Annotated in this window: 10 protein-coding genes and 1 pseudogene; 9 read left to right on the plus strand and 2 right to left on the minus strand. The window is 70.7% G+C overall.

The window, feature by feature from the left end; all coding sequences use genetic code 11:
* The 7 genes and pseudogenes from FV242_RS30155 to FV242_RS30185 all read left to right on the plus strand — a co-directional run.
* A pseudogene (locus FV242_RS30155) lies at nt 1-466 on the plus strand (cyclic nucleotide-binding domain-containing protein); the annotation flags it as partial.
* Entirely contained in the window at nt 453-2,459 is a 2,007-nt protein-coding gene (locus FV242_RS30160) for a family 2A encapsulin nanocompartment cargo protein cysteine desulfurase (protein WP_147941488.1), read from the plus strand. The pseudogene FV242_RS30155 and the gene FV242_RS30160, both read left to right, overlap by 14 nt.
* Before the next feature lie 306 nt (nt 2,460-2,765).
* The gene (locus tag FV242_RS30165; RefSeq protein ID WP_147941491.1) at nt 2,766-3,914 is read left to right on the plus strand and encodes an acyl-CoA dehydrogenase family protein; all 1,149 of its coding nucleotides are present in this window, start codon (nt 2,766-2,768) and stop codon (nt 3,912-3,914) included.
* 19 nt (nt 3,915-3,933) lie between these two features.
* Nucleotides 3,934-5,031 carry an LLM class flavin-dependent oxidoreductase gene (locus tag FV242_RS30170; RefSeq protein ID WP_147941489.1) on the plus strand — a complete coding sequence of 366 codons (1,098 nt, stop codon included), beginning with the start codon at nt 3,934-3,936 and terminating at the stop codon, nt 5,029-5,031.
* The gene (locus FV242_RS30175; RefSeq protein WP_210248975.1) at nt 5,031-6,035 is read left to right on the plus strand and encodes an ABC transporter substrate-binding protein; all 1,005 of its coding nucleotides are present in this window, start codon (nt 5,031-5,033) and stop codon (nt 6,033-6,035) included. The genes FV242_RS30170 and FV242_RS30175 overlap by 1 nt, the downstream gene beginning before the upstream one ends.
* 34 nt (nt 6,036-6,069) lie before the next feature.
* Entirely contained in the window at nt 6,070-6,621 is a 552-nt protein-coding gene (locus FV242_RS30180; RefSeq protein ID WP_147908562.1) for a cupin domain-containing protein, read from the plus strand.
* Between the two features lie 36 nt (nt 6,622-6,657).
* Complete coding sequence (locus FV242_RS30185) at nt 6,658-8,004, plus strand: LLM class flavin-dependent oxidoreductase (protein ID WP_147941490.1); 1,347 nt, start codon at nt 6,658-6,660, stop codon at nt 8,002-8,004.
* Nucleotides 8,005-8,157: 153 nt separating this feature from the next.
* Here FV242_RS30185 and FV242_RS30190 read toward each other — a convergent pair whose 3' ends face one another.
* Both FV242_RS30190 and FV242_RS30195 read right to left on the minus strand, forming a co-directional pair.
* Nucleotides 8,158-8,520, minus strand: a complete 363-nt coding sequence (locus tag FV242_RS30190; protein WP_187193508.1) for a DUF6481 family protein — start codon at nt 8,518-8,520, stop codon at nt 8,158-8,160.
* Nucleotides 8,521-8,700: 180 nt separating this feature from the next.
* Nucleotides 8,701-8,910: a cold-shock protein gene (locus tag FV242_RS30195; protein ID WP_147856337.1), complete on the minus strand. Its 210-nt coding sequence runs from the start codon at nt 8,908-8,910 to the stop codon at nt 8,701-8,703.
* A 569-nt stretch (nt 8,911-9,479) separates the two neighbouring features.
* Here FV242_RS30195 and groES point away from each other — a divergent pair.
* Entirely contained in the window at nt 9,480-9,767 is a 288-nt protein-coding gene (groES, locus tag FV242_RS30200) for a co-chaperone GroES (protein WP_007565402.1), read from the plus strand.
* 207 nt (nt 9,768-9,974) lie between these two features.
* On the plus strand, nt 9,975-10,531 hold a 557-nt coding region (locus FV242_RS30205), incomplete at its 3' end, for a TCP-1/cpn60 chaperonin family protein (RefSeq protein ID WP_281407122.1).

Raw genomic sequence — 10,531 nt, forward strand, 5'->3', positions numbered from 1 at the left:
GCCCACCCCTGACGATCTCGACGAGCTCCTGACCCTGGTCTGGAAGAAGCCGGCCTTCTTCGTCGCGCATCCGCGCGCCATCGCGGCCTTCGGCCGGGAGGCCACCCGCCGCGGCGTGCCGCCGGTCGTCGTCCACCTGTTCGGCGCCCCGTTCATCACCTGGCGCGGCGTCCCGCTGGTGCCGAGCGACAAGCTGCCGATCGACATCGATCCGGTCACCGGCGCCGAGACCACCTCGATCCTGCTGCTGCGCGTCGGCGAGGGCGAGCAGGGCGTGGTCGGCCTGCAGAAGTCGGGCGTGACCGGCGAGATCGAGCCCGGACTGTCGGTGCGCTACATGGGCACCAACGATCACTCGATCGCCTCGCACCTGGTGACCCGCTACTTCTCGGCCGCCGTGCTGGTCGAGGACTCGATCGCCCGCCTCGATAACGTCCTCCTCGGCAACTACCATGACTATGCCTGAGGGACTGGCCTTCGGTCGACCGGAGGCGAGCCCGGCCGAGCTCGCCCACAGCGATCTGATCGGGCGCCTCGCCCGTGAGATCTACCAGCAGGGGCAGGCCGCGAGCCGGCCCCTCGCCCCGACGCTGCCCGCGGGACCGCAGGTCCCGCGGGCCCTCGAAGGCCTGCCTCAGGGATCGGGCGGCGCCCCGGTGCCGAGCGCGGCCACGGGAATCCCCTCGGCTCCGGCCGGGGGGCAACCCTCCGGCCTGCAGCCGGATGCTTCCGCCCTCGCGGCCCGGTCGTTCGGCGGTCCCGCGCTCGGCGTGCCCGGTCTCACCGGCCCGATCGTGCCGAACCTGGCGCCGGCGAGCCCGGCCTTCTTCGACGTCGCCGCGATCCCGCCGGTCCATCCGGCGAGCCCGCGTCCGGTCCTGCCGGATTTCGGGGGCCCGAGCGCGCCGGCGTCCTTCCCAACCGCGCCGGCGGCCTTCCCGGGCGGTCCCGACCTGTACCGGCAGGTCGCCGGGGATCATCCCCGGGCCAAGGCCTTCGCGCACGCGATCGCGCCGCAACTCGTGCCGGCCGACCCGGCGCGGCCGGGCGGCGACGTCGCCCAGGAGAGCTTCGCGCGAACCGGCCACCTGTCCCGGGCGCCCGAGGCGCCGCTGTCCGACTACTACTTCCTGAACGCCGGCCCGGGGCCAGCCCGCAAGGCGCCGGCGAGCCCGCGGGTGGAGCCCGCCCGCTATCCGGGGCCCGCCACGGGGCTCACCGCGCAGGGGGCGAGCCCCGTGGCGGCACCGTTCGACGTGGAGCATGTCCGGCGGGACTTCCCGGCCCTGCACCAGAGCGTCAACGGCCACCCGCTGGTCTGGCTCGACAACGCCGCCACCACGCACAAGCCGCAGGCCGTGATCGACGCGACCTCGGAGTTCTACGGGCGGCACAACTCGAACATCCACCGGGCCGCCCACACCCTGGCGGCGCGCTCCACGGACCTGTTCGAGGGTGGCCGCGAGGCGGTGCGCCGCTTCCTCAACGCCCCCTCGAAGGACGACATCGTCTTCCTGCGCGGCACCACGGAGGCGATCAACCTCGTCGCCAACTCCTTCGGGCGAGCCAATATCGGCCCGGGCGACGAGATCATCGTCTCGACGATCGAGCACCACGCCAACATCGTGCCGTGGCAGCTCCTGTCCCAGGCGACCGGTGCGACGCTGCGGGTGATCCCGGTCAACGACCGGGGCGAAATCATCTTCGAGCAATACGCGGCCCTGCTCTCGGGCCGGACGAAGATCGTCTCGGTGACCCATGTCGCCAATGCGCTGGGTACCGTGAACCCGGTGCGGGAGATCATCGCGCTGGCCCACGCCTACGGGGTGCCGGTGCTGGTCGATGCGGCGCAATCCTCGCCGCACATGCCGCTCGACGTGCAGGCCCTCGACGCCGACTTCCTTGTCTTCTCCGGCCACAAGGTGTTCGGGCCGACGGGGGTGGGCGCACTCTACGGCAAGACGCAGCTGCTCGCCGCGATGCCGCCCTGGCAGGGTGGCGGCCACATGATCGAGGACGTCACCTTCACCCGGACCGTCTACAAGGGCGCCCCGGAGAAGTTCGAGGCGGGCACGCCGGACATCGCGGGCGCGGTCGGCCTGGGGGCGGCGCTCGATTATCTGGAGCGGATCGGCCTGCCGGCGATCGCCGCCTACGAGCACGACCTTCTGGACTACGCACAGGGCGGTCTCGCCGAAGTGAAGGGCCTGCGCCTGATCGGCACGGCCCGCGAGAAGGCGAGCGTGATGTCCTTCGTGATCGAGGGGCAGGAGAACGCGGCGGTGGCCCACCATCTCGACGCGCACGGCATCGCGGTGCGCTCGGGCCATCACTGCGCCCTCCCGGCCCTGCGCCGGTTCGGGGTCGACCAGTCGGTGCGGGCCTCCCTGGCCTTCTACAACACCAAGTCGGACGTCGACGTGTTCCTGAAGGCGCTGCACAGCCTGCCGCGGCACTGAGTGTTGTCCCGGACCGAAGGCCGGCCGGACCCCGACAGGTCCGGCCGGCCTTTTTTTGGGGGGGCGGCGCGTGGGGTCGGATTCAGCACGGCCTGCCACCGGCATGAGCCGACGTGGGATGCGGCTGCGCGGCTTTAACCAGGAAACGCCTTCGATCCACGCGTCGGCGGTAAGCTCTTTCTCGATATCGGCTGGTCGAGGCGAAGACCTGTCCTGCCGCCGCGCAATATTCGAAAAACCCTTTCGTTGACCCGTCGCGGTGCCGGGCGGACGATGGCGGCCCGCTTCGCAGCCCCCCTCGCCTGCATGACCCTCGCCGTCCCGCTTCCCGACATCGTCCGTAGCCTGGCCGAGACCTTCGCGGACCGTGCGGCCGGGCATGACCGCGCCGGCACGTTCCCGCATGACAACATCGCGGCGCTGCGCGCGGCCGGGCTGCTGGCGCTCACCGTGCCGCGGCGGCTGGGCGGCGGCGGCGCCGGACTGGTGCGGGCCGCCGCATCGGTCCGCACCATCGCGGCCGGCGATCCGGCGACCGCCCTGGTGCTGGCGATGCAGTGTCTGCAGCACGGGATCATCCATCGGGCGGATTCGGCTTGGCCACGCGCCGTCGCCGAGGCGGTCGGCAGGGCCGCCGTCGAGACCGGGGCGCTGATCAACGCCCTGCGGGTCGAGCCGGAACTGGGCACGCCGGCCCGGGGCGGGGTGCCCGAGACGATCGCCCGGCGCGATGGCAAGGTTTGGCGGATCACCGGGCGGAAGATCTACGCCACCGGCGCGCCGGGGCTCGCCTACGGGGTCGTCTTCGTCCGAACCGACGAAGACGTGCCGCGGATCGGCAACGTGCTGGTGCCGTTCGCAGCGAAGGGCCTTCGCGTCGCGGAGACCTGGGACCATCTCGGCCTGCGGTCTTCGGCGAGCCACGACGTGTTCTTCGAAGATGTGCCGGTCCCGGACGATCACGCGGTCGACCTGCGGCCGCCGGAGGGCTGGCAGCGGCCGGACCCGGCCCAGCAGGCCTGGAGCTGCGGCCTCCTGGCGGCGCTCTACGACGGGGTAGCCGGGGCCGCACAGAATTGGTTCGTCGGCTACCTGCTTGCGCGCAAGCCCGGCAGTCTCGGGGCGCCGCTGGCCAGCCTGCCGCGCGTCCAGGAGGCGGTCGGCGAGAACGCACAGTTGCTTGCCATCAATGCCCGCCTCGTCGCCGGGCTGGCGGCCGAGGTCGATGCCGGCCGGCCGCCACCGCCGCACGAGGCCGGCTTCGTGAAGCTCACCGTCACCGAGAACGCGATCGCCGTGGTCCAGCGCGCCGTCGAGTTCTGCGGCAACGCCGCCCTGGCGCGGGCGAACCCGCTGGAGCGGCACCTGCGCGACGTCCTGTGCGCGCGCATCCACTGGCCCCAGGCCGACGCGGTACGGGTCGCCGCCGGCAAGGCCGCCCTCGACGTCCGATAACCCGACACGGAGATCTTCCATGAGTCTGCTGCCCCCGGAGGCCGTCGAGTTCATCGGCTTCGTCGCCCCCCGCCACACCTCCGAGATCCACCCGGCCCAAGGTCCGGCGATCGACCGGGACTACCTGAAGCTGCTGGCCCAGGCGCATGAATGGGGCGGGTTCGACCGGGTGCTGATGGCGTTCCATGCGACGGCGCCGGACGCCCTGCTGCTCGCCGGACACGTCGCCGCCGTGACGGAGCGCCTGGGATTGATGATCGCCCACCGGACCGGCTTCACGGCGCCGACCGTGGCGGCCCGGCAATTCGCGACCCTCGACCAGCTCACCGGCGGCCGGGTCGCGATCCACGTGATCAGCGGCGGCGACGACCGGGAGCTGGCCCAGGACGGCGACCACCTCACCAAGGACGAGCGCTACGCCCGCACGGCCGAGTTCCTGGACATCGCCCGACAGAGCTGGACCGCCACCGCGCCGTTCGACTACGCGGGTACGTTCTACCGGGTGGAGCGGGGCTTCTCCGAGGTGAAGCCGGTCGACGCCATTCCGGTCTATTTCGGCGGCGCCTCGCCGGCGGCCTTGGCGGTGGCCGGCCGGCACGCCGACACCTACGCCCTGTGGGGGGAGACCCAGGCCCAGGTCCGGGACCTGATCGGGCGCGTCCGGGAGGCCGCCGCGCCGCACGGGCGCCACCCGCGCTTCAGCCTGTCGGTCCGGCCGATCCTGGCCGAGACGGAGGCGCGCGCCTGGGCCCGGGCGGAGGACATCCTGACCCGGACCCGCGCCGCCCGGGCGGCCAGGGGAGTCGGCCCCGCCGCCGCGCCGCAGAACGAGGGCTCGCGCCGGCTGCTCGCGGCGGCCGCCGCCGGTGCGCGCCTCGACACGCGGCTGTTCACTGCCATCGCGGCCGAGACCGGGGCGGCGGGCAATTCCACCGCCCTGGTCGGCACGCCCGAGCAGGTCGCCGAGGCGCTGCTCGCTTATCACGACCTCGGAATCCGCACCTTCCTGATCCGCGGCTTCGATCCCCTGGAGGACGCGATCCAGTACGGCCGGGACCTGCTGCCGGCGTTCAAGGCGGCGCTGGCAGCCCGCGGCAGCGCCGCCGAGGCCGCCTGATGCGCGCCGCGTTGTCTTCGGGGCTCGCCCTCCTGCTTCTGGCCCTCCTGCTTCTGGCCCACTTGGTCGTTACGCCGGCCCGGGCGGAGGACGTGCTGCGGGTGGGCGACCAGCGCGGCAACGCCCGCGCCCTGATGGAGGCGGCCGGCGTGCTCGACGGCCTGCCCTACAGGCTGGAATGGAGCGAGTTCCCGGCCGCCGCGCCCCTGCTGGAGGCGCTCAACGCCGGGGCGATCGATGCCGGCGGCGTCGGCGACGCGCCCTTCACCTTCGCGGCCGCCGCCGGGGCGCCCGTGAAGGCGTTCATGGCGTTCCGCAACCGGCAGGACGGGCTGGCGATCCTGGTGGCGCGGGATTCGCCGATCCGCACCGTGGCGGATCTCAAGGGCAAGCGCATCGCCACCAACCGCGGCTCGATCGGCCACCAGGTCGTCCTGGCGGCCCTGGAGGAGGCGGGGCTGCCGTTCGACGGCGTCGTGTTCAGCTTCCTGCCACCGGCCGACGCCAAGATCGCCCTCGCGTCCGGGTCCGTGGATGCCTGGGCGACCTGGGAGCCCTACACCTCGGCGGCCGAACTCGCCGGCCTGGCCCGGGTGGTCCGGGACGGCAACGGCATCACCCCGGGCCTGACCTTCACGGTGGCGCGCGACAGCGCCCTGGCGGCCAAGCGGCCGCTGCTCGCCGACTTCGCCGCGCGCCTCGCGAAGGCCCGGGCCTGGGCGCTCGAGGACCCGGCGCCCTACGCGGCGGTGTGGTCGAAGCTGATCGGCCTGCCGGAGGCGGTGCCTTTGCGCTGGTTCAGCCGGGCCGGCTACCGGACCGTGCCGATCAATGCCGACGTGATCGCCGACGAGCAGCGCACCATCGAGCTCTACGTCCGCGCCGGCCTGATCCCGAAGGCCCGCGCGCCACGGGCGGCGGCGATCTTCGACACGGGGTTTTCCCAAGCCCCATCCCAGGGTCTCACCCCAGGCCTGTCGAAAGTCCCGGTCGCGGTGCAATGATGAGGGGCGGTTCCCCGGATCAGAGGTCCTGACGATGCATGACACCGGCGACGACCACACCCACAGCCATGCCCACGAGGACGGCCAAAATCACAACCATGATCACGATCATCCCGCAGGGGAGGGGGCGGCGCGCTGGAAGCATGACGGCGTGCGCGTGATCCCGGGCGACCAGCTCGACAGCAACACGGCGCAGACCCCCGGCATGTTCCGGCAGGCGGCGGTCAACGCCGCCCGGGTCGGCGCCCAGAAGATCTGGGCCGGCACGGTGGCGATCCAGCCCGACGCCAAGACCGGCGTGCACCATCACGGCGCCCTGGAAAGCGTGATCTACGTGGTCTCCGGCCGCGCCCGGATGCGCTGGGGCGAGCGGCTCGAATACGTGGCCGAGGCCGGGCCGGGGGACTTCATCTTCGTGCCGCCTTTCGTGCCGCACCAGGAGATCAACGCCTCCACGGACGAGCCCCTGCACTGCGTTCTGGTGCGCTCGGACAACGAGGCCGTGGTGGTCAACATCCCGGATGTCGAGCCGGTGGAGCGGCCCGAATCCGTCCACTGGGTCGATCCGATCCACAAGCACCCGTGAGCCGCCGCGGAGCGCAGCCGTGAGTGGAGCGCAGACATGAGTCGAGGCCGCCAGCTGCATCTCGGCGCGTTCATGCGCCCGGTGGGGATCCACACGGCGTGGTGGCGCTATCCGGGCGGCTACCCGGACGCGAACTTCAACTTCGAGCATCTGGCGCACTTCGCCCGGCGGCTGGAGGCGGCGAATTTCGACGCCTTCTTCATGGCCGACCACCTGGCGGTGATGAACATGCCGATGGCGGCCCTGCGCCGCTCGGCCACCGTGACCTCGTTCGATCCGCTGACGCTGTTGCCGGCCTTGGCCGTCCTCACGTCGCGGATCGGCCTGATCGCCCCGGCCTCGACCACCTACAACGAGCCCTATCATGTGGCCCGGAAGTTCGCCTCGCTCGACCACATCTCCAAGGGCCGCGGGGGCTGGAACCTCGTCACCTCGGGCAACCCGGACGAGGCCCTGAATTTCGGCCGCGACGCGCATCTCGACCATGCCGTGCGCTACGCCCGGGCGCGCGAGTTCTACGACGTGGTCACCGGCCTGTGGGATTCCTGGGCCGACGACGCCTTCCGGATGGATCCGGAGAGCGGCCTGTTCTTCGATGCCGACAAGCTGCACGTCCTCGACCACCGGGGCGCGTTCCTGACGGTGAAGGGCCCGCTCAACATCGCCCGGCCGGTCCAGGGCTGGCCGGTGATCGTTCAGGCCGGCGCCTCGGAGGCGGGACGGCAGATCGCGGCCGAGACCGCCGAGATGGTGTTCGGCGCGAGCCCGACCCTGGAGGCCGCGCAGGCCTACTACGCCGACGTGAAGGGCCGGATGCCGGCGCTCGGGCGCGATCCCGACCACCTGAAGATCCTGCCCGGCGCCCTGGTGGTCCTGGGCGAGACCGAGGCCGAGGCGCAGGCCAAGCGGGCGCGCCTCGACGACCTCGTCCATCCCGACAGCGGGCTCGCCAACCTGTCGGTGCGGCTCGGGGTCGACGCCTCCGGGTTCGATCTCGACGCGCCCCTGCCCGAAATCCCCGCGACCAACGCCAGCAAGACCAGCCAGGCCCAGATTCTCGATGAGGCCCGCCGGACCGGCGCCACCGTGCGCGACCTCGCCCGCAAGGTCGGCGCCTATGCCGGGCTTCAGTTCGTCGGGACGCCCGCGCAGGTCGCGGACCGGATGGAGGAATGGCTGGAGAGCCGCGGGTGCGACGGCTTCAACGTCATGTTCCCGTTCGTGCCCGAGGGGCTCGACGACGTGGTCGACCGGCTCGTGCCGGAACTGCAACGGCGCGGCCTGTTCCGGCGCGACTACGCCGGCACGACCCTGCGCGACCATCTCGGCCTGCCGCGCCCGCCGAACCGGTTCTTCGCGTCGGACGAGACGAGGCGCGCGTGACTGAGAAGGGTGGGCCGGTTTGCGAACGGTTCGAGATCTGCGCGCCTACCCAAGGCGCCACTCCGTCATTCCGGGCTCCGCGTCGCGGCCCCGGAATGACACGGTGATTCCGGGGGAAAGCCTGGACAGACGGCTTTCGCAGGAAGCGATGCGTTACCGCTTCACCTTGGCCTTGCGAGCGGCGAAGCGGGCATCGCGGGTCGCCTTCTGCTCGGCGGCGAGGGCGGCCTGGCGCTCGACCTTCTCGGCGGCCTGACGGACGATCTCGGCCGCTGCGCGCTCCTGTTCGGCAAGGGCTTCGGCGGCGCGGACCGCCTCGGCGGCGGCGCGGGCGGCCTCCCGCTCGCTCACCCGCACTTCGCGGGCCTCGACGACGGCCTGGCGCTCGGCCTGCCGGGCGAGGACGGCCGGATCGTCCGCCGCGGGCCGTGCACGGAACTGGGCCAGCCGCTCTTCCTTGGCTTTCGCGCCGGCCTCGAGACGATCGGACAGCTGCGTTTCTTTGAATTGACCCACGGATACTCCTCGCGCGCTTCGCAGCGCCGGTGGCGAGAGCATCATCCCGAAAGCGTTTCGGAGACCGATGATGCCCGATCAAGAGCCCGAAACGGCATCACGGATGCCGGTCCAGAAACAGAAGAAGCCGCTCCACACAGGGAACGGCTTCGAAACGCGTCCTCTGGTGAGGCGCTCGGTTCAGGCGGCCTGGAGGCTGCCGGCGGACTGCTTGCCGCTGCGACGGTCGGTTTCCAGCTCGAAGGAGAGCTTCTGGCCCTCGATCAGGTTGCGCATGCCGGCGCGCTCGACAGCCGAGATGTGCACGAACACGTCCTTGCCGCCGTCATCAGGCTGGATGAAGCCGAAGCCCTTGGTCTCGTTGAACCACTTAACGGTGCCGATGGTCATAAATATTCCAACTGCTTTAGAGCATGATGCGATCGACCAGCATTCCGGCCGACCAGAATCATCATACGGTAACAAAGATCCAGTGTTTGCTGCTGATGCGCTGCACGGGCAGCGAACGCTGGACGATCGAATGGGTCGAGCGCACGCCGTGCATGCGCTCATCCGCGAGTCGTCGAAAATGGGAGAGATGCAGAGCGCTCGCCCTGTTGTGGCGAGACGGCCGAATATCTGGCCTCAAATCGATCCGTGATCTCTAGCGCATCGCCGGGATAATCACAATCCCGAAATAGGCCGCGGAGAAAAACCGTCTGGCGTGCCGGCGAAATCGCGGCTTCTTGCGATGTTGTTTTGGTGTGCGACTTTCAATATTCCAGGCCGCCCGTGCAGGCTCAGCCGCTTCGGAGGGCCGCGATCGAGCCCGGCGGCTTCGAAGCGCGTTAGCACTCTCGCCGATTGAGTGCTAAGAGATCCACACCCGGCGCGGATGATTCGGTCCGCCGCCGCCTTTCCCGTCCGGGCTCCGTCATGCCGACGCGAGACCCGCAGGCGGGACGACCAGGATGCCACACATGAAGTTTCGCCCGCTGCACGACCGCGTGGTGCTACGCCGCATCGAGGGCGAGGAGAAGACCAAGGGCGGGATCATCATCCCCGACACCGTCAAGGAGAAGCCCCAGGAGGGCGAGGTCGTCGCCGTCGGACCCGGTGCCCGGGACGAGGCCGGCAAGATCAATCCCCTGGAAGTGAAGCCCGGTGATCGCGTGCTGTTCGGCAAGTGGTCCGGCACCGAGGTCAAGATCGACGGCCAGGACCTTCTGATCATGAAGGAATCCGACATCATGGGCGTCGTCGCCTAGAGTCGTACCGGATCGCGCCGTCCCTGATCGCACTGCAATCGGGTACGGCACTCAGTCCTTGATTCGACGCGCCCGCGAACGCCGAACCGGTACCCGTTTCGGCAGCCGGCGCTCTGAGGGCGTCCGCTCCCGCAGATGCTGCCCAAGCCCTTCGAGGCGCCCGCTCCGGCGCGCCTCGGGGCCGAACGACAACAGAAGAGATTGTCCATGTCAGCCAAAGACGTCCGTTTTTCCGTCGACGCCCGCGAGAAGATGCTGCGCGGCGTCGAGCTGCTCGCCAGCGCGGTGAAGGTGACGCTCGGCCCGAAGGGCCGCAACGTCGTGATCGAGAAGAGCTTCGGCGCCCCGCGCATCACCAAGGACGGCGTCACCGTCGCCAAGGAGATCGAACTCGCCGACAAGTTCGAGAACATGGGCGCCCAGATGGTGCGCGAAGTGGCCTCGAAGTCGAGCGACATCGCGGGTGACGGCACCACCACCGCCACCGTGCTGGCCGCCTCCATCGTCCGCGAGGGCGTGAAGTACGTCGCCGCCGGCATGAACCCGATGGACCTGAAGCGCGGCATCGACCTCGCGGTCGCCGCGGTCGTGAAGGACATCAGCGAGCGCTCCCGCAAGGTCGCCTCCTCGGAGGAGATCGCCCAGGTCGGCACGATCTCCGCCAACGGCGACAAGGAGATCGGCGAGATGATCGCCCACGCCATGCAGAAGGTGGGCAACGAGGGCGTGATCACGGTCGAGGAGGCCAAGACGGCCGAGACCGA

It is taken from the genome of Methylobacterium sp. WL64, assembly GCF_008039945.1.
Lineage (GTDB): Bacteria > Pseudomonadota > Alphaproteobacteria > Rhizobiales > Beijerinckiaceae > Methylobacterium.